The organism is Pseudomonas sp. ANT_J12 (genome assembly GCF_008370045.1).
Lineage (GTDB): Bacteria > Pseudomonadota > Gammaproteobacteria > Pseudomonadales > Pseudomonadaceae > Aquipseudomonas.
Map to the genome: position 1 here is coordinate 52,673 of NZ_VOBN01000022.1, position 22,306 is coordinate 74,978.

Below are 22,306 nucleotides of genomic sequence, written 5' to 3' on the forward strand. Positions count from 1 at the left end.
CAGTGCGGCACCTAGGGGCGATCCAGGGATGAAAAGAAGTCATAAGTTATTCGGCGCCAGCCTGCTGGCGCTTGCAATCAGCGGATGTGCCGTCAAAAGTGAGCCGATTGAACGCAGCGTGAGTGAGCAACGCGCCAAAAGCGATATGCAAACCATGTACACCGGCCAGGAGCCGCTCAATGGCCCGCTGACCTTGCACCAGGCCATGGCTCGCGCGGTGAAATACAACCTCGAAGGCCGGCTCAAGATCATGGAAGAGGCCCTGGCCAAGCGCCAACTCGACCTCGCCAGTTTCGACATGCTGCCGCGCATGGCCCTCGATGCCGGCTATGCCGGGCGCAGCAACCAGGGCGCCTCCAGCAGCCAAAGCGTGCTGACCGGCACCCAGTCCCTGGAACCGTCGACCTCCCAGGACCGCGACCGTCGCGTCGCCGACCTGACCATGGTGTGGAACGTCCTCGACTTCGGCGTCAGCTACATCAGCGCCAAGCAGCAGGGCGACCAGCGTCTGATCGTGCAGGAACGCCGGCGCAAAGTGATCAACACCATCGTCCAGGACGTGCGCTCGGCGTATTGGCGCGCGGTGGCTGCCGAACGTTTGCTGACCCAGATTGACAGCCTGACGGCGCGGGTCGATACGGCGCGCAAAAACAGCCAGAGCATGAGCGATCAACGCATCGGCGATCCGGTGGTTGCGTTGGGTTACCAGCGCTCGCTGATCGAAGCGACCCGCCAGTTGCAGGAACAGCGCCGCGCGTTGTCCCTGGCCAAGACCGAACTGTCGACCCTGATCAACTTGCCGATGGGCACCGACCTGAAACTGGCGACCCCGGATGACTACACGATTCCGCAATTGAAAGTCGGCATGGCCAGCCTCGAGCACGAAGCCCTGGCCAGCCGTCCGGAACTGCGCGAGCAGGATTACCAGACCCGCATCAGCACCGCCGAAACCCGCAAAGCCATGCTGCGGCTGTTGCCAGGGTTGGAGTTTTCCGCTGGCGGGCATTACGACAGCAACTCGTTTCTGGTCAACGACAAGTGGGCCGACTACGGCGTGAAGCTGACCTGGAACCTGTTCAACGTGATCTCTGCCCCGGCGGCCATCAACGTGGCCAAGGCCGGCGAAGAAGTGGCCAAGGCGCGGCGTCAGGCGATGTCGATCGCCGTGCTGGCGCAACTCTACGTGGCCAACGCCAACTACCAGGAGGCGCTGCATCAATTCCAGACCAACCAGGAACTGTCGAGCATCGACGGGCAGATTCTCGGCCAGTTGCGTAACCGCCATCAGGCGGCCGGCATTGGCGAGCTGGATTTGATCCAGGGCGAACTCAACACCTTGCAGGCGGATTTGCGTCGGGACCTGTCCTACGCCGATCTGCGCAACGCGTACGGCCAGATCTTCGCCAGCGCCGGGCTCGACCCGATGCCGGACGAAGTGCAATCCACCGAAGTCCAGTCCATCGCCACCGCGTTGGCCAATCGTGAAGCCGCGTGGGCGTCGGGCAACATTGCGGTGCCGGTGGCGGCGCATGCCCCAGCTCAATAACCTGCGGGCGCCGACCGCCAGCATCAGCCGTGCCCAACGCGAGGCCCGCAACGGCCATCGCGGCACGGCGATTCTGCTCACCGGTTTGCCGGCGGCGGGCAAGTCGACCCTGGCCCAGGCGCTGCACGCCGAGTTGTTCGAACGCGGGGTGCAGAGCGTGGTGCTCGATGGCGACGGGCTGCGGGTCGGGCTCAATCGCGATTTGGGCTTTGCCGACAGTGATCGTCAGGAAAACATTCGCCGTGCCAGTGAACTCGCCGCGTTGCTGGTGGAGAACGGGCAGATTGTGATCCTGGCGATGATTGCGCCATTGGTGGAGTTGCGAGAAATGTTTGCCCAGCGCCTGGGCGAGGACTACCGCGAAGTCTGGTGCAGCGCCTCCCTGGCGGTGTGCGAACAGCGCGACCCGAAAGGTCATTACGCCCGCGCCCGGCGCGGCGATCTGGCGGGGTTCACCGGCGTTTCCGCGCCTTACGAAACACCACCGTGTGCGTCGCTGGTGCTCGACACCGGCGTGCAGTCGGTCGAGGCCTGCCTCGACCGCTTGCTGACCTGGCTCGGCGAATGCGCGGTCCTGCCGCCACGATGAGCCGAGCCGCGTTCTCGCGCCTGCCGGTGGCGGTGGATTTGCCGCTGCTGTTGCAAGCGTTGGCGGCGGTTGGTGAGGACGAATGGCACGGGCATTTCAACACGGCTTACTTTGCGGGCGAGTGGAGTGGCGTGGCGCTGATTTCGGCGGCGGATGCGTTGACTGAATTGTCGCCGGGCCTGGGTGAGCCGCTGTTGCGCGCGCCGTGGTTGCGCGATGGCCGCTGGCAGCAAGCCTTGCGCGACCTGTCGTTGGAAATCATCTCGGCGCGCCTGTTGCGGCTCGGTCCGGGCGGGCACATTCATGAGCATCGTGACTATGACCTGGGCGCGCCGGGGGCGGATTTGCGTCTGCACATCCCGTTGCTGAGTCCGCCGCAGGTGGATTTTTTCCTCGATGGCCAGCGCATGCCGATGGCGGCGGGGGAATGCTGGTTTCTCGATTTGTCGCGGCCGCATCGGGTGGACAATCGCGACACTTCGGCGAGGGTGCATCTGGTGCTTGATTGCCGGCCCGGTGCGTGGCTGGAGCAGGCGATTATCGATGGGGTGCCGACGACGCCTTCGCCTGATGTCGGGGAGGGTGCTTTGCAGCAATTTCAGCGGTTGGTGGCGGGGGATGCCGGGCTTTCGAAAGCGTTGCAGGGCTTGGCCGACACCGAGGTTTTTATCGCTCGTACTTTAGAACTGGCGGCGGAGCGAGGCCTGGTGTTTTCCCGGGAAGAACTGCGGGCGGCGATGCGCAACGGCCGTCGCCAATGGAATGAACAATGGAACGCCTGAACCTGGAAGGGTGGTTGCCGATTCGGGTCTGGCAGCCGGCCGGCGAGTGGCAGGTGGATTGGTGCTGGTTTGGTGATACGCCGCTGCATCAGCCGTTTTTTCGCGAGGCCGTGGACGATGCGCTGCGGTTGCCATTCAACCAGGCGTTTCGTCGGCAAACGCCGTTGGCCGCTCTCGGTGAGTGGCAGGCCGAGAGTCCTGGGTTGGCGCCGAGTGCGTTTATTTTTCATGCCTCCCGTTGCGGCTCGACGTTGATCAGTCAGATGCTGGCCCGGCTCGATAATCACATCGTCATCAGCGAACCGCCGCCGCTGGATGCCTTGCTGCGCGGTGATTTGCCTGCCGTTGAACGGCGTGTCGCCATCGAAGGATTGCTGTCCGCCTATGGTCAGCGGCGTTGCGGTTCGGAGCAGCGGTTGGTGATCAAGCTTGATGCCTGGAACATTGCTGAATTGCCGTTGTTGCGGGCGTGTTTTCCTGAGACGCCGTGGATGTTTTTGTACCGCGATCCGTTGGAAATTGCCGTGTCCCATGTGCGCCGTTCGGGCATGCACATGGTGCCGGGAATGATTGGCGCGAGTGGGCTGGATGACGAATTGCCGGTTGAGAGCCGCGAGGATTACATCGCTCGAAGGGTGGGGCGGTTGCTGTCGACGGGGTTGGCGCATTGCCGGGAGTTTGGGGGATTGGCTGTTAATTACAGCGAATTACCGGACGCGATGGCCGGACGGTTGGCCGGGTTTTTCGGGTTGGATGATGGGCAGCGCGAGCAGGTGTTTGCGGCGGTGGGGCGGCATGCCAAGCAGCCATCGGAAGTGTTTGTCGGGGACAGCGACAGCAAGCGTCGCGAGGCTTCGGCGTTGTTGATCGAGCGGGTGGAGCGTTGGGCGCGAACGCCGTACCAGGCGCTGGAAACGGGGCGTCAGGTCTGACGCCTTCGCGGGCAAGCCTCGCTCCTACAAGGGGCAGCGCAAATCCTGTAGGAGCAAGGCTTGCCCGCGATGGCGCCCATCAATTCACCACAAATCTCACGGCTAGAGTTTGGCCTCAGCCTTCGCCTCATGGTGATCCAGCACCCGCTCCACCAACAATTGCACGCCATCGGTCAAACGGCTGATCGCCAGGGCCACCGAACGGAGTGAGCCTTCCACATCGTCCGCCAGGCCGGCCGCGATGGCGCTGATGGACAGCAAGTCTTCGGAAGCATTGGCCAGCAGGGCTTCGGGGTCGTCGATGTCCGGGGCGACGGTGAAGAGTTGGTATTTGCGGCGCTTGGCGGGTTTTGCATCCGCTGGGGGGAAGTAATGGGCGAAGGCGCGGTCGGCGGCTTCTTTCATTTTTATGGCGTCGAGTGCTTCGGGGGAATCGGTTCCAGAGTTATCTGGAGGATTCGGAGTAACTTTGTGCATATAAAAATCCTAAACAGTAAGTGGAGGCCGTCACCGTTCGCTTGCACGCGAATGGGGTGGCGGCCGAGCGCAGGTGTGCAAGACCGGGACTGTTTAGGACACCCAGCAGATCCGAGGATCTCCTGCGCGCAGCCGCCATAAAGCAGCGAGCCGATAAAGGCTCGTTGGATACATAGCAGTTGCAACCTAAACAGTTTCGTCGGACTTGCACGTCCGTGTCACCGTTTATTCAGTGACAAAGCCAGACTAGACCTGGCTCCGGGCTGGAACAAGTTCACGAACACCACTACAACTTGAAGGAAATCTCCGACGGGATTGCCGGACGTTGGTGCCTGTAGGAAAGATCAGAAGATCGCAGCCTTCGGCAGCGCCTACGCGCCTGTGGGCGCCGCCGAAGGCTGCGATCTTTTAAGGTTTCGACGACAAATCCGCCATCCCCTTCAACAACTCAATCGGCAACGGAAAAACAATCGTCGAACTCTTGTCCCCGGCAATCGAACTCAACGTCTGCATGTACCGCAACTGCATCGCCCCCGGCTGGCGCCCGAGCATTTCCGCGGCTTGCATCAGCTTTTCCGAGGCCTGCAATTCACCCTCGGCGTGGATCACCTTGGCCCGCCGCTCCCGTTCCGCCTCGGCCTGTTTGGCGATGGCGCGGATCATCGATTCATTGAGGTCCACGTGCTTGATCTCGACGTTGGCCACCTTGATCCCCCAGGCATCGGTCTGGGCGTCGAGCACTTGCTGGATATCCACGTTCAGCCGCTCGCGTTCGGCCAGCAGCTCATCGAGTTCGTGTTTACCCAACACCGCGCGCAGTGTGGTTTGGGCCAATTGGCTGGTGGCCATGAGGAAGTCTTCGACCTGGATAATTGCCTTCTGCGGGTCGAGCACGCGGAAGTACAGCACGGCGTTGACCTTGACCGAGACGTTGTCCCGGGTGATCACGTCCTGGGGCGGCACGTCGAGGACGATGGTGCGCAAGTCCACACGCACCATTTGCTGCACTGCCGGAATCAACAGGATCAAACCGGGGCCTTTGACCTGCCAAAATCGCCCGAGCTGGAACACCACCCCGCGCTCGTACTCACGCAGGATGCGAAAGGTCGACCCCGCCAGTGCAATCGCCAACAGCAGTAGCGCGGCAAAACCCAGTTGCAAGCCCATGGTTATTCTCCACCCGGCGCCGCGTCAGCCGCGGCCACTTCCAGCAGTAATCCCTTGCGCGCCACCACCCGGACCCGTTGCCCGGGTTGCAGCGGTGTGGCGCTCTGTACTTGCCACTGTTCGCCTTGCAGGTGCACCCAGCCGTTATAGGCACTGCCGGTCTGCAACGTGGTGACCGGCGTGACGCTGCCCACCAGTCCGGCATCGCCGCTGACGTTTTCGCGCGGTCGGGTTTTCAGGGCATGGATCACCAGGAACACCAGCAACAGCGCGCTGACCAGCCCCAGGCCGATCATCAACGGCACCGGCACGTCGGTGTTGGTCAGAATCACCGCGCCGGCCACAAACATCACCAGCCCACCGAGGCCGATCACGCCGTAATTGGGCAACGTGGCCTCGGCCACCAGAAACGCGATGCCGAACACGATCAGCCACATACCGAGGGGATCGGGCACGAACAGCACAACGGCGTCCGCCGCGAAAACCGATCCGCTCAGGGCCAACAGCAACGCCACCGCACAACAACGAATGTTCACGTGACCCTCCGGGAGAGTCGGGGTGCTCTGTCTACAGTCTAGCTGAGCCCTCAGTTGTACGAATTTTGACCAGTTATTGACGGTGTTCCGGCCAGCAGATTTCCCGCGCACTGACGCCAGCGGGCCTAGACTTTCAGGGGTGAGAAGCGGTTTAACCATCGTCCGCGAAACGTTGTTGCGGACACCGAGGTGCATCATGCGTATGGCAAGAACGGTGCAGGAGAGCCTCAACAAGGCTCACTGCGAGTTCGACATCGTCACCCACCCGCACTCGGCCAGCAGCCTGGAAACGGCTCGCGTGGCGAATATTCCTGCCGAACGGGTGGCCAAATCGGTGATCCTCGACGACCACCACGGCCACTATCTGATGGCCGTCCTCCCCGCCAGCCGTCACCTGGACCTGAGCAAAGTGCGCGGCAGCGGCGAATGGCAAATCACCCGGGAAAGCACCCTGGCCCACCTGTTCACCGACTGCGAACGCGGCGCAGTCCCGGCGCTGGGCGAGTCCTATGGCATGGACATGGTCATCGACCCCCTGCTGACCCGGCAGAAAGACATCTACCTGGAGGCCGGCAACCACAACAACCTGTTGCACATGAGCATGCCGGAGTATTTGAGGATGGTGCCGCATGCGGAGGTTTGTGAGTTGAGTCATTAGGTTTACGGTGTCAGTGATATCGCCTTCGCGGGCAAGCCTCGCTCCTACAGGAGACTGCGTTCTCCTGTAGGAGCGAGGCTTGCCCGCGAACAATTTTCCTACCACCCAGGAGCCCCACCATGGAATCCCCAACCCACAGCCTGCCGTCCCTGTTCAAACAACTCGGCCTGGACAACGATCCGGTCAGCATCGATAAATTCATCGCCACCCATTCACCGCTCAAACCCGAACTGCACCTGGCGGATGCGTTTTTCTGGACCAAGAGCCAGGCGCAATTTTTGCGGGATGAAATTTTGGATGATGCGGATTGGGCGGAGGTGGTGGATCAGTTGGATGTGTTGATGAGGAAGGGGCGGGGGGTGTAATTCTGAGGAGTTTTTCAACTCTCCAGTGGCCACTGTCGGGATGTATGAACCAGCGCGAGTATCCAGATCGCGTCCTGCCCCAGTTCATAAACAATGCGATAGCTTTGGTGCGGTATCAGCTCTCGAGTACCAGCAACGATTCCGGCAGGGCCGCTTTCGGGGAATTGAGAAAGTCGGGAGATTGAATCGGTGAAGCGGGTATCCATCGCAAGGGCTGCTTTGGGATTCGCGTCGTGGAGGTAATCCCAAATGTCTGCACGGTCCTGTGCTGCGGCTGGCGTCCAAATAATCCTCATTCTTCAGCAGCCCTCGCTCGCCTGGCGGCAAATTCTGCTTCAACTTCATCATTCGTCAGGCCTTCACCCGCGCTGATGGACGCTCGTGCGATATCCACTTTGCGCTGTAAAAACGCTTCGTACTCACGCGACTCTCGTTGTTTTTGAACAAATTGACGCATCATGTCCCGAACGATTTGCGAAGCGGGGCGATGCGAAGCTTCGGCTTCGGCCATGAATTGCTCGCGCAATTCCGGTTCGAGTTTCATTGTGAAAACGGCTTGTTTTGACATGGGTTGCATCCTCGACTGATGTACTGACTGAGTATATACGCCGTCAGTACAAACTTCGACACAGCGGAACGTCAACGCGACGTGTGGTGCCTTACACGGTTAGTACCTCGGAATTAGAACTTGCTCTTCTTCATTCTTATCAACCAGCATCGCCAACACATCGAGTTCAGCCCCTTCAGGTGAGTTCGGTGCCGCTCCCCATAGCTGCTCAATGCGTAAAAGCGCGCTATTGAGTTCCTCATCGGTTCGTATGGTTTTAATGTCCATTCCAAGCTCCAAAATTGATCTGATCACTCAACGAATGCGTGCCAAAGGCGCTGTCGTTGATCACCAAATTGTTTCAAAACTTGACCACCCTTTCCCTCGAATGCGATATTGATAGTTAGCAAACTAACAGTGTGTCATTCCCCCGTGCCAAAAAACCTCGACGCTCTCCAGATGAACATCAGCAGTGCCATGGTGGTGGCCGCCAGGCATTGGCGCAAGATCTGCCAGACCACGCTGGTCAATTATGGAATCTCCGAAGCCTGCGCCGTCCCGTTGTTGATGATCGGGCGTTTGGGGGAGGGTGTGCGGCAGGTGACGGTGGCGCAGGCGGCGGGGATGGAGAGTCCGTCGTTGGTGCGTTTGTTGGATCAGTTGTGCCATTCCGGGTATGTGCGCCGCACGGAAGACGCCCACGACCGCCGCGCCAAATGCCTGAGCCTGACCGACACCGGTCGCGAGTTGGTGCAAGCGGTTGAAGTCGAGTTGGTGCGTTTGCGTCATGAGGTGCTGGAAGGCATCGACCAGAATGATCTGGAAGCCGCATTGCGTGTGTTGCGAGCCTTTGAAGCCGCCAACCCACCGCTGGTGATCCACCCGTGAACGGTTTCTGGACAGGCGTTCCCCCGGCGCGGGACTGGTTCTACGGTGTGCGTACTTTCGCGGCGTCGATGATCGCGTTGTACATCGCCATGCTCATGCAGATGCCGCGCCCCTATTGGGCGATGGCCACGGTGTATATCGTTTCCAGCCCGTTTGTCGGCCCGACCAGCTCCAAGGCGTTGTACCGCGCGGTCGGCACGTTCATGGGCGCGGCGGCGGCGGTGTTTTTTGTGCCGATGTTCGTGCAGAGCCCATGGGTATTGGTGGTGATCATTGCGCTGTGGACCGGGACGTTATTGTTCCTGTCCCTGCATCTGCGCACCGCCAACAGCTACGCCTTGATGCTCGCCGGTTACACCTTGCCGCTGATCGCGTTGCCGGTGCTGGATAACCCGTTGGCGGTGTGGGACATCGCCGAGGCGCGCACCGAAGAAATCTTCCTCGGTATTGCCGTGGCGGCGGTGGTCGGTGCGATGTTCTGGCCGCGACGGCTGGCGCCGGTGTTCAACGATTCGGTGAATAAATGGTTCACCGACGCCTCGACCTACAGCCTGCGTTTCCTCACTCGCCAGGTGAAACCCGAAGAAGTCAGCGCCCTGCGTTCGGCGATGGTCACGACCTTCAACAGCCTTGAATTGATGATCGGCCAGCTCCCCCACGAAGGCGCGCGGCCGCAAACGGTGCGCAATACCAAGGAACTGCGCGGGCGGATGATCCACTTGCTGCCGGTGATCGATGCCCTGGATGACGCGCTCTACGCCTTGGAGCGCCGCACCCCGGAGCTTGTGGATAAGTTCGCACCTTTGCTGACCGCGACCACTGAATGGCTCAATTACAAAGACGCCGACCTCAACCGCTGGCAAGCGCTGAAAGATCAACTCGAAGCCCTGCAACCGAGCGCCGAGGCGCTGGATGATCGCAAGCAGCTGCTGTTCTCCAACGCCCTGTATCGCCTCGGCGAGTGGATCGATTTGTGGCAGGACTGCCGCAGCCTGCAATACGCCATCCAGTGCGAAAACCAGGGCAGTTGGCGCGCGGTGTATCGGCACTGGCGCCTGGGTCGCCTGACGCCGTTTCTCGACCGTGGGTTGATGCTCTATTCGGCGTTGTCGACGGTCAGCGCGATCATCGTCGCCTCGGTGCTGTGGATCCTGCTCGGCTGGACCGACGGCGGCAGCGCGGTGATTCTGGCGGCGGTGGCGTGCAGCTTCTTCGCCTCGATGGACGACCCGGCGCCGCAGATTTTCCGGTTCTTTTTCTGGACCGCGATGTCGGTGTTGTTCGCCAGCCTCTATCTGTTTCTGGTGCTGCCTAACCTGCACGATTTCCCGATGCTGGTGCTGGCGTTTTCCGTGCCGTTCATCTGCATCGGCACCTTGACGGTCAAGCCGCAGTTTTACCTGGGCATGCTGCTGACGCTGGTGAACACTTCGTCGTTTATCAGCATTCAGGGCGCCTACGACGCGGATTTCCTCAGCTTCTCCAACTCCAACCTGGCCGGGCCGATTGGTTTGTTGTTCGCGTTTGTCTGGACCCTGATTGCCCGGCCGTTCGGCGCGGAACTGGCGGCCAAGCGCCTGACCCGTTTCAGTTGGCGCGACATCGTCAGCCTCACCGAACCGGCGACGCTCTCCGAACACCGCAAGCTGGGCGTGCAGATGCTCGATCGACTGATGCAGCACTTGCCGCGTCTGGGCCTGATCGGCCAGGACACCGGCGTCGCCCTGCGCGAAGTGCGGGTGGCCCTGAACCTGCTCGACCTGCTCGCCTACACCCCGCGGGTGCTCGGCGTACCGCAAGTGCTGCTGCATCAAGTGGTGGCCGAAGTCGGCGAGTACTTCAAGGCCTGCCTCAAGGCCGGCGAGCGCTTGCCGGCGCCGAGCCCGTTATTGATGACCATGGACCGCGCCCGTCGCGCCCTCAACATCGAGTGCGATGACGGCGCCCGGCTACATTTGCTGCACGCCTTGAGCGGACTGCGCCTGGCGTTGTTGCCCGGGGTTGAATTCGTCGGCACACCACAACTTGAAGAACCACTGCCCCATGGCATCGATGGAGCGCCTTTATGATCGGTGATCTGGATATCAGCGGGGTGTTCCTGCCCACGCTGCTGGTGCTGATGGGCATTACCTACCTGTTTTACCTGTTGGTGCACGGGGTGCTCACGCGCCTGCACTTTTACCGTCTGGTCTGGCACCGGGCATTGTTCAACGTGGCTCTCTACGCTTTGCTGCTCGGCGCCGTGGACTCACTCAGTCGATACCTGATGACATGAAAAAACCTTTTTTGACCATTGGTCGCGTGCTGCTGACCTTGCTGATCGTGTCCTTCGCCGTCGTCGTGGTCTGGCGCATGGTGATGTACTACATGTTCGCGCCCTGGACCCGGGACGGGCACATCCGCGCCGACATCGTGCAGATCGCCCCGGACGTGTCCGGGCTGATTCAGCAAGTGCAAGTGCGCGACAACCAGTTGGTGCAGCGCGGCCAAGTGCTGTTCAGCATCGACCAGGACCGTTTCAAGCTGGCCCTGCGCCAGGCGAAAGCCGCCGTGGCGGACCGCGAAGAAACCCTCGCCCAGGCCCAGCGCGAGGCCAAGCGTAACCGTGGCCTCGGCAACCTGGTGCCCGGCGAGCAACTGGAAGAGAGCCTGTCGAAAGTCGCCCGGGCGCAGTCGGCCTTGGCCGAAGCGCTGGTGACCGTGGACAGCGCCCAGCTCAACCTCGACCGCTCGACCATCCGCAGCCCGGTGGACGGCTACATCAACGACCGTGCGCCGCGCGCCCAGGAATTCGTCACCGCCGGGCGCCCGGTGTTGTCGGTGGTGGACAGCAATTCGTTCCACATCGACGGCTATTTCGAAGAAACCAAACTGGACGGCATTCACGTCGGCCAAGGCGTGGATATCCGGGTGATCGGTGACCGCGCTCGCTTGCGCGGGCATGTGGAAAGCATCGTCGCCGGCATCGAAGACCGCGACCGCAGCAGCGGCAGCAACCTGTTGCCCAACGTCAACCCGGCGTTCAGTTGGGTGCGCCTGGCGCAGCGGATTCCGGTGCGGATTGCCTTCGACGATGTACCGGCGGATTTCCGCATGATTGCCGGGCGCACCGCGACGGTGTCGATTATTGATGACAAAGACAAAACCGAGGAGCCCGCGAAATGAGCAAAGCCTCGGCTTTGGCGGTGGCCGGGTTAGGCCTGTTGCTGTCGGCGTGTCAGGTGGTCGGGCCGGATTATCACGTGCCGGACGACGCGGCCCTGCACCGTGAAGACTTGCAGGGCAACCTGCTGCCGAACGACAAAGACGTGGTGTCGGCGCCGGTGCCCAGCGACTGGTGGCGCTTGTATCAGGACCCGCGTCTCGACCAATTGGTGGAGCAGGCCATGGCCTCCAACACCGACCTGCGCGTGGCGGCGGCGAACCTGTCCCGGGCCCGGGCGCAGGTGGATGAAGCGCAAGCGGCGGGCGGCTGGAGCGGCGGTGTGAAGATGGGCGCCCAGCGTTTGCAGGAGTCCGGCGAAGCGTTCCTGCTGCCGGAGAAGGTGCCGGTGGCCAACGTTGGTGACATTGGCATTACCACGTCTTATCAATTCGACCTGTTCGGCACCTTGCAGCGTGGGATCGAAGCGGCCAAGGCCAATGCCGACGCCACCCAAGCCGCGGCGGACACGGCGCGTATCACCCTGGTGGCGGATGTGGTCCGGGCGTACACCCAAGTCTGCGCAGCGAATGAAGAACGGGAAATCGCCCAGCATTCCCTCGACCTGCAAGCCCAGAGCACCACGTTGACCCAGCGTCTGCGCGACGCCGGGCGTGGCGATGAAACCCAGGTCACCCGCTCGCAAACCCAATTCAAATCCCTGCGTGCCGACATGCCTCGTTATGAAGCGGCGCGTCAGTCAGGGCTGTTCCGCTTGTCGATGCTCCTGGCCAAACCCCTGGATCAACTGCCGGCCGGCACTGACAGCTGCGCCGAACTGCCGAAGATTGCGCAGTTGTTGCCAGTGGGTGACGGCGCGACCTTGCTCAAGCGCCGTCCGGATGTGCGTCAGGCCGAGCGTCGTTTGGCTGCCGCAACCGCCGGTATCGGCATCGCCACCGGCGAGTTGTACCCGGACATCAGCATCGGCGCGACCGTCGGCACCGTCGGCCTGCTGGAAAACCTCGGCAAACCGTCGGCCAACCGCTGGGGCTTCGGCCCACTGCTGAGCTGGACCGTACCGTCCAACGGCTCCCGCGCACGAATCCGCGAAGCCGAAGCCTCGACTCAAGGTGCGCTGGCGCATTTTGACGGCGTGGTGCTCAACGCGATTCGCGAGACGCAAACCGGTCTGGCCCAGTACTCCGCGCTGCTGCAACGCCGGGATGCCCTGGCCGACGCCGAGCAGTCGGCACAACTGGCGGCGGACCAGACCCACCGCTTCTTCCAGGCCGGCCGCGCGTCGTTCCTGGCGGACCTGCAAGCCACCCGCACCTACACCGATGTCACCGCACAACTGGCCTCGGCCAACACCCAGGTCGCGATGAGCCAGATCGATTTGTTCCTGGCGCTGGGCGGCGGTTGGGAAAGCGGACGAACGCAAGCGTCACAACCCGGCAAACCCTGAGGCCGTTGCTATGCTTTGACTTGATGAGGTCGCGTGACGACTTCATCAGTCAAGGCTCGCGTTGGTCATGGGGACTCTAATAATGAAAAACCCTTATGCTCCCGGCTTCTGGTGCGCTATTGCGGCATTAGTCCTGCTGTCGGCCACCTATTTCTACGGCATCATGCTCGCCCACCAGATCGACAAGGCGCTGGTGTTCCTCGACAGCGCGGCGGCCTTGATTGCCGTGATGTCCATCGTCGTGGTCGCCTGGGCGTCGGTCCAGGGCACGCGCATCAAACGAAGACACCTCGAACAAGGCAAGACCCTGGTGCTGATTTGGGACACCAAAGTCGCGCTGCGTCGGGTCGAAACCGTGTTCGACCGCTATTTCTGGGGCAGCTACTGGCAACCGGGGCGCACGTTCCAGGAAGTCATGGGCGAACTCACCGGCACGCCGCTGGAAAAAAGCCTTGAAGCGCTGAAAACCCAATGCCTGGCGCTGGACAAGCAAGTCACCGAAGAAGGCTGGCACTGGCTCAACAACGCCCGCGAACTCTCCGACGTGGCCAACGCCATGGCCCGCGAACGCTATCAACTGGACTTCTGCGACCCGCGCGCGGAAATCACGGGCGGGGCGGTGATCAATCGGGATTTTGAAGTGCTGGTCTATACGTGGACGGCGCGGCTTAAGAGCTTTGATCATCAGTTGGATGAGATTGAAGTGCAGTATTCGTGAATCGTTGTTGTCTGGGCTGACGCCTTCGCGGGCAAGCCTTGCTCCTACAGGGGATCGCATCTCCCTTGTAGGAGCGAGGCTTGCCCGCGAAGGCGTTTTCATGACCGCTGAAACTCTCGACCCCCGCCACCTGTCCATAGACACTCTTTCACCTTTAAACATTGGGCCCTGCGCCCCCGCAAATGCTAATCTCCACCGCACTTTTGCGCAGTCGTGACCACGACCCGTCATGGGTTCAGGGAAGACGACCACTTTTTCAACAACGGACATTGATCGGGTAATTCATGAATAAATCAGCAGGCGTGCTTCTTGGAATTGTCGTCGCCATCGGTGCCATCAGCGCCGGCGGTGCCTGGTACACCGGCACTAAACTGGAAGGCGTGCTCAACGCCTCGGTTGCAGACGCCAACAAAGAACTGCAAACCGCGCTGGTAGGTTCCAATGGCACGGCGTCTCTGGAGCTGGTGTCCCTGGAACGTGGCGTGTTCAGCAGCACCGCGCATTACCGCCTCAAGGGCGAAGGCGAGATGTTCGGCGGTGCGCCGGTCGAGTTGCTCTTCGTTGATCGTGTCGAACACGGCCCGCTGCCGTTCTCGCGCCTGGCTTCGTTGAAATGGTTGCCGGTCATGGCCACCAACCACTTCGAGCTGGAAAAGACCCCGACCACGGAAAAATGGTTCGCCGCCGCCAACGGCCAGTCGCCGGTCAAAGGCGTGGTCAACATCGGTTACGACAACTCCACCAATGGCAATTTCGAATTGCTGCCGCTGGAAGTGGCGCTGGATGACAAGTCCAGCCTGAAGTTCTCCGGGCTGAACATGGACATCGCCGCCAACGCCCAGGCCCAGAAGGTCAAGGCCAACGGCTACATGGACAGCCTGAAGCTGACCACCGTGTCTGAAGATCAGGCGCCCGTGACGGTCGAGCTGAATGGCCTGACCCTGGCCAGCAACCTGGTGAAAAGCACCTATGGCTACTACACCGGCGAAAACACCCTCGAGCTGACCAGCAGCAAGACCACGTTCGGCGCCAAGCAGTCGATCGTCGGCGTCAACAAATTCGAAATGAAGAACCAGACCGAAGAATCCGGCACCAGCGCTTCCGGGCGTGCGGATTACAAGGTGGGCGAAATCTCGTTCAACGGCAAAACCGTCGGTTCGGCGCAGATGGCCATGAGCCTGAAGAACCTCGACATCCCGTCGACCATGTCGCTGATGCAGATTTACCAGACCAAGTTGCAGCCATATGAAAAAGCCGCCGCCGAAGCTGTCGCCGCCGGTCTGCCGGCCCCCGAGCTGAACCTGACGCCGGAAGAAGAAAAACAGGTCAAGGCCGGCCTGGAAAAACTGCTGGCCGCCGGTCCGCAGTTTGCGCTGGAGAACCTGTCGTTCAACACCGCCAACGGTGAAAGCCGCGCCAACCTGGTGGTCGACCTGACCAAACCAGCCTCCATGGACCTGCCGCCGGATCAATTGGTCCGCCAGTTGATTGCGCTGCTGGACTTCAATCTGCAAGTGTCCAAGCCAATGCTCGTTGACCTGCTCAGCGTCCAGGCACAAGCCGATGGCCAGACCGACCCCAAGACCATCGTCGACCAGGCTACGGCTACCAGCGACATGTTCAGCAGCATGGCCGTGGGCACGCAATTGGCCAAACTGGACGGCACCAACGTCGTCACCAAACTGCATTACGCCAACAATCAGGTCGAATTCAACGGCCAGAAAATGACCGTTGAGCAGTTCGTCGGCTTCGTGATGGGCAAGCTCGGTGGTGCTGGGCAAGTCCAGTAACACCCCGGCAATACAGCGCAACGCCCGGCCTCTGTGCAACGCAGACGCCGGGCGTTTTGCTGTCTGGCGTTTGAGCGTGGCTGCAGCGTGACGCAGGGACCGTCACGAATCTGAATAAATATTGTGTTCTGAATAGTTGACCAAACTCGCGTGCAAGACTGCGCCCCGATTAACCGGATCTCCTCGATCCGGCCTTCCATTACGAATGGGCAAGGGGGCATCGCGACCCGGCTGGCCATGTAAGGATGCTGACAAATGCCGCGTTTTGCAGGTCCCTTTATTCATCGTGGTCTACGCCCCTTGTGGCGCGTGGCGTTGTGCAGCCAGTTGCTCTGGCCGACGCTGGCGTTTGCCGACACGCCGTACGACCAGATGGTCCGCGATGCCCGTGCGGGCAATTACGCGCCCGCGCTGACGGTGTTGCGCCAGGTGCCCGTGAGCCAGGCCACCACCGGCCAGGTCAGCGATCACTTGCAGATCGCCAGTTGGGCCGGGCTCGACGCTGAAGTGGTGCAGGTCTATGAAACCCAGGGTCGCAGCCGGGCGTTGCCGATCCAGGCGTTGACCGCCACGGCGCGGGCCTATCGCAACCTCAAGCGCTGGGAATCGGCGACCGAGGTCTACACCAAGGCCCTGGCGCTGGAGCCGCAGAACCCGGACCTGCAACTCGGCCTGGCCCTGACCCAGGCTGACGCCGGCAAACCCGACGACGCCGTGACCCGCACCAAAGCCCTGGTGGCCGCCAAACCGGACGATCCTGCCCGACGTCTGGCGCTGGCCTATGCCTTGACCCGCGCCGGCAAAAATTACGACGCACTGTTTGAATACGACCAGGCTTTCATCCGCTCCGGCAGCAAGCCAGACGTCGCCCGGGAATACGTGTTTGCTCTGCAACGTGCGCGCCTGCCGGAACCGGCCCTGCGCCTGGCCAAGCAGCGGCCGGGGCTGATCGATCCGGTGCATTTGCGCCTGATCGAAGGCGATCTGGCTGCCGAGCGTGTGCGTCTGGCGGAACTGGCCACCCGCAGCGAAAAAGAACGCTATGTCATCGCTGATCGAGCGCTGGCCGACTACGACCAATTGCTCGCCACCTGGACCCCGGACCCGGCGGCCCACGACGATGTCACCCGTTGGCGCATCGACCGCATGGGCGCGCTCAAGGCCCGGGCGCGCACCGCCGATGTGATCAGCGAATACCAGAAGTTGATCAGCGAAGGCGTGAAGATTCCGACCTACGCCCTGCGCTGGGTGGCGTCGTCCTACCTGGACCAGCGCCAGCCGGAGATCGCCACGGACCTCTATCGCCAAGTGTTGATCGCGCCGGACGCCGATGTCGGTGATCGTCTTGAAGACAGCACAGCGCTCTATTACGCGCTGCTCGAAAGCGACAAGGCTGACGAAGCGCGCAAGGTCGCCGAGGACTTGGCCAAGGCCCAGAAACCACGGGTTGAACTCAAGGGTTTGCCGGTGGGCAATCCCAACGATGAGTGGATGGACGCGCAACAACTCGCCGCCCAGGCCGGGACTTACGGTGCTGATCTGCCGTCCGGCGAGCAGCGCTTGCAGACGTTGGTCGATCAGGCACCGGGCAACATCGGCTTGCGCCTGGCCCAGGCTGATCTGTACCTGGCCCGTGACTGGCCGCGCCGCGCCGAATTGCAGCTCAAGGAAACCGAGAGCATGGTCCCCCGGGACATGGGCCTGGAAGTGGCCCAAGCCCACACCGCCATGGATTTGCAGGAATGGCGGCAGATGGATGCGCTGACTGACGACGTGGGAGCACGTTTCCCGGACAACCGTCAGGTCCAGCGTTTGCAGCGCCAGCGCGCGGTGCATGACATGGCCGAGCTGCGGGTGCAGACCTACGGCGGCAAGAGTTATGGCGGTGGGGATAGCACGGCCGGTGCGGTCGCGGGCAGCAAGGATTTCGGGATCGAAACCGTGCTCTACAGCCCACCCATCGACGAAGACTGGCGGGTATTCGCCGGGGTCGGTTACGCCACGGGGGACTTCCAGGAAGGCACCGGGCGTGATCGCACGCAACGGCTTGGCGTGGAGCGGCGCACCCGCGACATGACCCTGGAAGCGGAAGTCTCCAATCACAACTTCGGCTACGGCAATAAGCAAGGCGCACGCCTGTCGATTGCCCGGGACATCGACGATCACTGGCAGTATGGCGGCAGCCTCGCTTACCTCTCGGCAGATACACCGCTGCGCGCGTTGAACAGCGACGTCACGGCCAACGGCGGCAGCGGTTTTATCCGCTGGCGCGCCAATGAAAGCCGCGAATGGAAACTGGCGGTCAGCCCCTCGCACTTCAGCGACGGCAACAACCGCGTCGAAGCCTTGCTGACCGGGCGCGAGGGCGTCTACACCGCGCCGAAGGTGCAAGTCGACCTCGGCCTGGAAGTCGGCACCAGCCACAACTCCGCGTCCGAGGACGTGCCGTATTTCAACCCAAAATCCGACTTCAGCGTGCTGCCGACAGTCAACGTCAACCACGTGCTGTATCGCCGCTACGAAACTTCCTGGAGCCAACAATTCCAGGCCGGCGCGGGCACTTACAGCCAACGCGACTTCGGCACCGGCGGCATCGGCCTGCTGGGCTACGGCCAGCGCTACAGCTGGAACGACGTGTTCGAGGTGGGCGGCTTGTTGACCGTGATCAACCGGCCTTACGACGGCGACCGCGAAACCGATCTGCGCCTGCTCGTCGACCTCACTTACCGCTTCTAGAAGAGTTTGAAGATGCCTTTTATCTCGCGTTTCATCCTTCTGCTGGGAGCGCTGCTGGTCAGCGCCTGCGCCCAGCAGGCCCCGGCGTTTACACCACCCGCCGAGCGCCCGGTGCCGGCCAACGAAAAACCTTGGCCGAAAAACCACGTGCTCGGCATCGCTTACCACGACGTCGAAGACCGCGACCCCGATCAAGCGGTGGTGGCGGTGCGCACCGAACGCATGATCGAGCAGTTGGCGTGGCTGCGGGAGAACAACTACAAACCGGTGACCGTCGACCAGATCATGGCCGCCCGCAACGGTGGCCCAGAGCTGCCGCCCAAGGCGATCCTGCTGAGTTTCGACGACGGTTATTCGAGCTTCTACACCCGCGTCATGCCGGTGCTGCGCGCCTACAACTGGCACGCCTTGCTGGCGCCGGTCGGGGTGTGGATCGATACGCCGCTGAACCAACCGGTGGATTTCGCCGGCACACCGCGCCAGCGTTCGGACTTCCTGACCTGGGAGCAGATTCGGGAAATCTCCAAATCCGGGCTGGTGGAAATCGCCGCGCACACCGATGCCAGCCACAAAGGTGTACTGGCCAACCCGCAAGGCAACCTGCAACCGGCCGCCGCGACCCGTCGCTACGATGCGGTCGCGGGTCGCTACGAAACAGAAGCCGAGTTTCAGGCGCGGATGCGCGCCGACGTCGTGACCATCACCGAGAAGATCCGCAAGGTCACCGGTTACAAACCGCGAGTCTGGGTCTGGCCTTACGGCGCGGCGGACGGTACTTCGCTGCAAGTGGTGAGCGAGCAGGGCTATCAAATGGCGCTGACCCTGGACGACGGCCTCGATGCCCTCGACAACCTGATGAGCAGCCCGCGCTTCCTGGTGGCCTCGGACCCGGACGGTGAGCACTTCGCCAACAGCATCGTCTCGGTGCAGGCTGAATCGCCGATGCGCGTGGTGCATGTGGACCTGGATAACGTCTACGACGCCGACCCGGCGCAGTTGGAAATCAACCTCGGCAAACTGATCCAGCGCATGGCCGACATGGGCGCCAATACTGTGTTCCTGCAGGCGTTCGCCGACCCGAAAGGCGATGGCCTGGTGCATTCGTTGTACTTCCCCAACCGTCACCTGCCGGTGCGCGCCGACATCTTCGACCGCGTCGCCTGGCAGTTGCGCACCCGGGCTCACGTCAAAGTCTTCGCCTGGATGCCGGTGCTGAGTTTTGCCCTGGATTCCAAGCTGCCCCGCGTCACCCGTTGGGACCCGAAAACCGGCACCACGTCGGTGGACCCGGACCAGTACAAACGCCTGTCGCCGTTCGACCCGAACGTGCGCCGGATCATCGGTGAAATCTACGAAGACGTGGCGCGCCTGACCTCGGTCGACGGCATCCTCTATCACGACGACGCCGTGCTGTCGGACTTCGAAGACGCCGGCCCCGAAGCGCTCAAGGTGTATGCCGCCAACGGCTTGCCGGGCTCGATGGCAGCGCTGCGCGATGACCCGGCCACGCTGCAACGCTGGACGCGGTTCAAGAGCCGTTACCTGATCGACTTCACCAAAGAGCTGACCGCCAAGGTCCGCGTCATTCGCGGCCCGCAGGTGCTGACCGCGCGCAATATCTTCGCCGAGCCGATGCTCAACCCCGAGAGCGAAGCCTGGTTTGCGCAGAACCTCGACGACTTCCTCGGCACCTACGACTGGACGGCGCCGATGGCCATGCCGCTGATGGAAAAACAAAGCCTCGCGCAATCCGGGCCCTGGCTCGAAGCGTTGGTGGCGACGGTCAAGGCGCGTCCCGGTGCGCTTGAACGCACGGTGTTCGAATTGCAGGCCAAGGACTGGACCAAACAGACCGATTCCGACATCGACGGCGCGCAGCTGAGCGACTGGATGGGCCGCCTCAAGCGTCAGGGCGCCACCAGTTTCGGCTACTACCCGGACAATTTCCTAGAGAACCAGCCGGACCTGAAAACCGTGCGGCCCGCGCTCTCCAACAAGTGGAATCCATAACATGCTGGATAGACTGCTGGCCCTGCTGGTTCTGGCGATCGTCCTGGGGATTCCCCTGGGGCTGATCTTCCTGGTCACCGGGCAATTTCTGATGGACTTCGTGTTCTTTTATCCCCTGTTCATGTCCGGATTGTGGATCGCCGGCGGCCTGTATTTCTGGCTGCACTGGGAGCGGCACTGGCCGTGGCAGGACGATACTTTGCCGCCGCCGCTGGCTGGCGAGCCGCTGATTTCGATCCTGATCCCTTGCTACAACGAAGGTGACAACGCCGCCGACACCATCCACGCGGCGCTGGCCCAGCATTACCCGAACATCGAAGTGATCGCGATCAACGACGGCTCCAAGGACAACACCGCCGCTGTGCTCGACGCACTGGCCGCGCAAGACCCACGCCTGCGGGTGCTGCACCTGGCGGAAAACCAGGGCAAAGCCGTGGCCCTGCGCATGGGTGCCATCGCGGCGCACAGCGAATACTTGGTGTGCATCGACGGTGATGCATTGCTGGCGCCAAACACTGCGGCGTATCTGGTGGCGCCGATGCTGGATAACGCGCGCCTCGGCGCCGTGACCGGCAACCCGCGCATCCGCACCCGTTCGACGCTGGTGGGCCGGGTTCAGGTCGGTGAGTTCTCGTCGATCATTGGTTTGATCAAGCGCACGCAACGGGTGTTCGGGCGGATCTTCACCGTCTCCGGGGTGATCGTCGCGTTCCGCCGTTCGGCGCTGAACCGGGTCGGCTACTGGAGCCCGGACATGATCACCGAAGACATCGACATCAGCTGGAAACTGCAACTGGACCACTGGAGCATCTTCTACGAGCCCCGCGCCCTGTGCTGGATCCTGATGCCGGAAACCCTCGGCGGCCTGTGGAAACAGCGGTTGCGCTGGGCCCAGGGCGGCGCCGAAGTGTTGTTCAAGAACATCCGCGGCATCTGGCAGTACCGCCATCGCTACCTCTGGCCGCTGCTGTTCGAATACTGCTTGTCCACCGGGTGGGCCTTCACTTTCTTGCTGTCGGTGATCTTCTGGGGCGTGGGCAAGTTTGTCGAAATGCCTTCTGCAATCGCGGTGGACCATTTGCTGCCGCCCGCGTTTACCGGGTTGCTGCTGGCCATGGTCTGCCTGTTGCAGTTTGCGGTCAGCATCCTGATCGACCGGCGTTATGAAAAGGGCCTGGGCAAAACCATGTTCTGGGTCGTCTGGTACCCGTTGATGTTCTGGCTCATCAGTCTGCTGACGACGCTGGTGAGTTTTCCGAAAGTGCTGTTCGGCCAACATCAGAAACGCGCGCGCTGGGTCAGTCCCGACCGGGGCATCAAGCCGTTTGACGATGAGGAGGAAGTCATCAAATGAAAATCATCAGAACCCGGCAGCGACCGTTCCTGGTCGTGATCGATGCCTTTTTCACGGTGCTGGCCTGGATCGGCCTGCTCTATCTGCTGGTGCGCGGGTTGTGGCCGCTGATTGATACCCACGACGGGCCGCGTATTGATGCGTCGGTGTTCGACGCCCTCGGCACGTTGCAGATTTATTTGTGGGTGGCGGTGTTGAACGCGGTGATCCTGATTTCCTGGGCGCGTTATCAGCATCGCAAGAGCAAGAGCTTTGCCCAACGTCGCCTGCCTGCGCCGGTGGTGGATGACATCGGCTTGAGCAAGAGTTTCAAGTTGACCGGTGATCGTCTGGAGAAGCTGCGTACGCCGGGCTCGATGACCATTCACAACAATCAGGAGGGCGATGTGAGCCATGTGATCACTCACTACTTCCCGATTGAACCAGCGCTGCGATCGTCACCGCTGGCGCCGTTGGAACATCCGTTGGTGATTCGATTGCCGGCCGAAGATGACGAAAACCGCGAACCGGTGATCCATCTCTAAATTCGACACAAATCCCTGTAGGAGCGAGGCTTGCCCGCGAAGGCGATTTTACGGACGCCATCGCGGGCAAGCCTTGC

General features: G+C 61.8%; 23 protein-coding genes. 17 read left to right on the forward strand and 6 right to left on the reverse strand.

Translation table 11 applies throughout. From position 1 onward, the window contains the following. Window positions 1-28 precede the first annotated feature (28 nt). From FQ192_RS28645 to FQ192_RS28660, 4 genes are read left to right on the forward strand one after another with little or no spacing between them, the layout of a single operon-like run. The gene (locus FQ192_RS28645; protein WP_149661535.1) at window positions 29-1,546 is read left to right on the forward strand and encodes a TolC family protein; all 1,518 of its coding nucleotides are present in this window, start codon (window positions 29-31) and stop codon (window positions 1,544-1,546) included. Beyond that, on the forward strand, window positions 1,530-2,135 hold the full coding sequence (gene cysC / locus FQ192_RS28650) for an adenylyl-sulfate kinase (RefSeq protein WP_149661536.1): 606 nt from the start codon (window positions 1,530-1,532) through the stop codon (window positions 2,133-2,135). The genes FQ192_RS28645 and cysC overlap by 17 nt, the downstream gene beginning before the upstream one ends. Continuing rightward, window positions 2,132-2,917, forward strand: coding sequence for an aspartyl/asparaginyl beta-hydroxylase domain-containing protein (locus FQ192_RS28655; protein WP_149661571.1), 786 nt, complete (start codon window positions 2,132-2,134; stop codon window positions 2,915-2,917). The genes cysC and FQ192_RS28655 overlap by 4 nt, the downstream gene beginning before the upstream one ends. After that, window positions 2,905-3,849 carry a sulfotransferase family protein gene (locus FQ192_RS28660; RefSeq protein ID WP_149661537.1) on the forward strand — a complete coding sequence of 315 codons (945 nt, stop codon included), beginning with the start codon at window positions 2,905-2,907 and terminating at the stop codon, window positions 3,847-3,849. Before FQ192_RS28655 ends, FQ192_RS28660 begins: the two co-directional genes overlap by 13 nt. A gap of 102 nt (window positions 3,850-3,951) precedes the next feature. Here the strand turns inward: FQ192_RS28660 and FQ192_RS28665 are convergent, their stop codons facing one another. The 3 genes from FQ192_RS28665 to FQ192_RS28675 form a co-directional block, all read right to left on the reverse strand. Beyond that, a complete protein-coding gene (locus FQ192_RS28665; RefSeq protein ID WP_149661538.1) occupies window positions 3,952-4,326 on the reverse strand; it encodes a DUF6124 family protein in 375 nt (124 codons plus the stop codon). A 408-nt stretch (window positions 4,327-4,734) separates the two neighbouring features. After that, on the reverse strand, window positions 4,735-5,493 hold the full coding sequence (locus tag FQ192_RS28670) for a slipin family protein (RefSeq protein ID WP_133840018.1): 759 nt from the start codon (window positions 5,491-5,493) through the stop codon (window positions 4,735-4,737). 2 nt (window positions 5,494-5,495) lie between these two features. Continuing rightward, a complete protein-coding gene (locus tag FQ192_RS28675; protein ID WP_149661539.1) occupies window positions 5,496-6,029 on the reverse strand; it encodes an NfeD family protein in 534 nt (177 codons plus the stop codon). 196 nt (window positions 6,030-6,225) lie between these two features. Here FQ192_RS28675 and FQ192_RS28680 point away from each other — a divergent pair, with 196 nt between their 5' ends. Next, window positions 6,226-6,687, forward strand: a complete 462-nt coding sequence (locus FQ192_RS28680) for an aminoacyl-tRNA deacylase (protein WP_149661540.1) — start codon at window positions 6,226-6,228, stop codon at window positions 6,685-6,687. A 119-nt stretch (window positions 6,688-6,806) separates the two neighbouring features. Then, entirely contained in the window at window positions 6,807-7,052 is a 246-nt protein-coding gene (locus FQ192_RS28685) for a DUF2789 domain-containing protein (protein ID WP_149661541.1), read from the forward strand. A gap of 14 nt (window positions 7,053-7,066) precedes the next feature. Here the strand turns inward: FQ192_RS28685 and FQ192_RS28690 are convergent, their stop codons facing one another. The 3 genes from FQ192_RS28690 to FQ192_RS34120 all read right to left on the reverse strand — a co-directional run bounded on the left by FQ192_RS28690 (window position 7,067) and on the right by FQ192_RS34120 (window position 7,887). Then, window positions 7,067-7,348 (reverse strand): type II toxin-antitoxin system RelE/ParE family toxin, encoded by a 282-nt coding sequence (locus FQ192_RS28690; RefSeq protein WP_149661542.1) that lies wholly within the window; start codon window positions 7,346-7,348, stop codon window positions 7,067-7,069. Continuing rightward, window positions 7,345-7,620 (reverse strand): CopG family ribbon-helix-helix protein, encoded by a 276-nt coding sequence (locus tag FQ192_RS28695; RefSeq protein ID WP_149661543.1) that lies wholly within the window; start codon window positions 7,618-7,620, stop codon window positions 7,345-7,347. The genes FQ192_RS28690 and FQ192_RS28695 overlap by 4 nt, the downstream gene beginning before the upstream one ends. 99 nt (window positions 7,621-7,719) lie before the next feature. Then, complete coding sequence (locus FQ192_RS34120; protein ID WP_178129270.1) at window positions 7,720-7,887, reverse strand: hypothetical protein; 168 nt, start codon at window positions 7,885-7,887, stop codon at window positions 7,720-7,722. Window positions 7,888-8,058: 171 nt separating this feature from the next. Between FQ192_RS34120 and FQ192_RS28700 the strand changes: the two genes are divergently transcribed. The 11 genes from FQ192_RS28700 (at window position 8,059) to pgaD (ending at window position 22,229) form a co-directional block, all read left to right on the forward strand. Next, window positions 8,059-8,487 carry a MarR family winged helix-turn-helix transcriptional regulator gene (locus FQ192_RS28700; RefSeq protein ID WP_149661544.1) on the forward strand — a complete coding sequence of 143 codons (429 nt, stop codon included), beginning with the start codon at window positions 8,059-8,061 and terminating at the stop codon, window positions 8,485-8,487. After that, a complete protein-coding gene (locus FQ192_RS28705; protein WP_149661545.1) occupies window positions 8,484-10,556 on the forward strand; it encodes an FUSC family protein in 2,073 nt (690 codons plus the stop codon). Before FQ192_RS28700 ends, FQ192_RS28705 begins: the two co-directional genes overlap by 4 nt. Further along, window positions 10,553-10,762, forward strand: a complete 210-nt coding sequence (locus FQ192_RS28710; protein WP_054050271.1) for a DUF1656 domain-containing protein — start codon at window positions 10,553-10,555, stop codon at window positions 10,760-10,762. The genes FQ192_RS28705 and FQ192_RS28710 overlap by 4 nt, the downstream gene beginning before the upstream one ends. After that, on the forward strand, window positions 10,759-11,652 hold the full coding sequence (locus FQ192_RS28715; protein ID WP_149661546.1) for an HlyD family secretion protein: 894 nt from the start codon (window positions 10,759-10,761) through the stop codon (window positions 11,650-11,652). Before FQ192_RS28710 ends, FQ192_RS28715 begins: the two co-directional genes overlap by 4 nt. Continuing rightward, window positions 11,649-13,097: an efflux transporter outer membrane subunit gene (locus FQ192_RS28720; protein WP_149661547.1), complete on the forward strand. Its 1,449-nt coding sequence runs from the start codon at window positions 11,649-11,651 to the stop codon at window positions 13,095-13,097. Before FQ192_RS28715 ends, FQ192_RS28720 begins: the two co-directional genes overlap by 4 nt. 82 nt (window positions 13,098-13,179) lie before the next feature. Next, the gene (locus FQ192_RS28725; RefSeq protein ID WP_149661548.1) at window positions 13,180-13,815 is read left to right on the forward strand and encodes an NADH:ubiquinone oxidoreductase subunit N; all 636 of its coding nucleotides are present in this window, start codon (window positions 13,180-13,182) and stop codon (window positions 13,813-13,815) included. 284 nt (window positions 13,816-14,099) lie between these two features. After that, the gene (locus tag FQ192_RS28730) at window positions 14,100-15,605 is read left to right on the forward strand and encodes a YdgA family protein (RefSeq protein WP_149661549.1); all 1,506 of its coding nucleotides are present in this window, start codon (window positions 14,100-14,102) and stop codon (window positions 15,603-15,605) included. Window positions 15,606-15,860: 255 nt separating this feature from the next. After that, window positions 15,861-18,341 carry a poly-beta-1,6 N-acetyl-D-glucosamine export porin PgaA gene (gene pgaA, locus FQ192_RS28735; protein WP_149661550.1) on the forward strand — a complete coding sequence of 827 codons (2,481 nt, stop codon included), beginning with the start codon at window positions 15,861-15,863 and terminating at the stop codon, window positions 18,339-18,341. A 12-nt stretch (window positions 18,342-18,353) separates the two neighbouring features. Then, window positions 18,354-20,351 carry a poly-beta-1,6-N-acetyl-D-glucosamine N-deacetylase PgaB gene (gene pgaB, locus FQ192_RS28740; protein ID WP_149661551.1) on the forward strand — a complete coding sequence of 666 codons (1,998 nt, stop codon included), beginning with the start codon at window positions 18,354-18,356 and terminating at the stop codon, window positions 20,349-20,351. A 1-nt stretch (window position 20,352) separates the two neighbouring features. Then, a complete protein-coding gene (gene pgaC / locus FQ192_RS28745; RefSeq protein ID WP_149661552.1) occupies window positions 20,353-21,705 on the forward strand; it encodes a poly-beta-1,6-N-acetyl-D-glucosamine synthase in 1,353 nt (450 codons plus the stop codon). Continuing rightward, a complete protein-coding gene (gene pgaD / locus FQ192_RS28750; RefSeq protein WP_149661553.1) occupies window positions 21,702-22,229 on the forward strand; it encodes a poly-beta-1,6-N-acetyl-D-glucosamine biosynthesis protein PgaD in 528 nt (175 codons plus the stop codon). The genes pgaC and pgaD overlap by 4 nt, the downstream gene beginning before the upstream one ends. Window positions 22,230-22,306 lie beyond the last annotated feature (77 nt).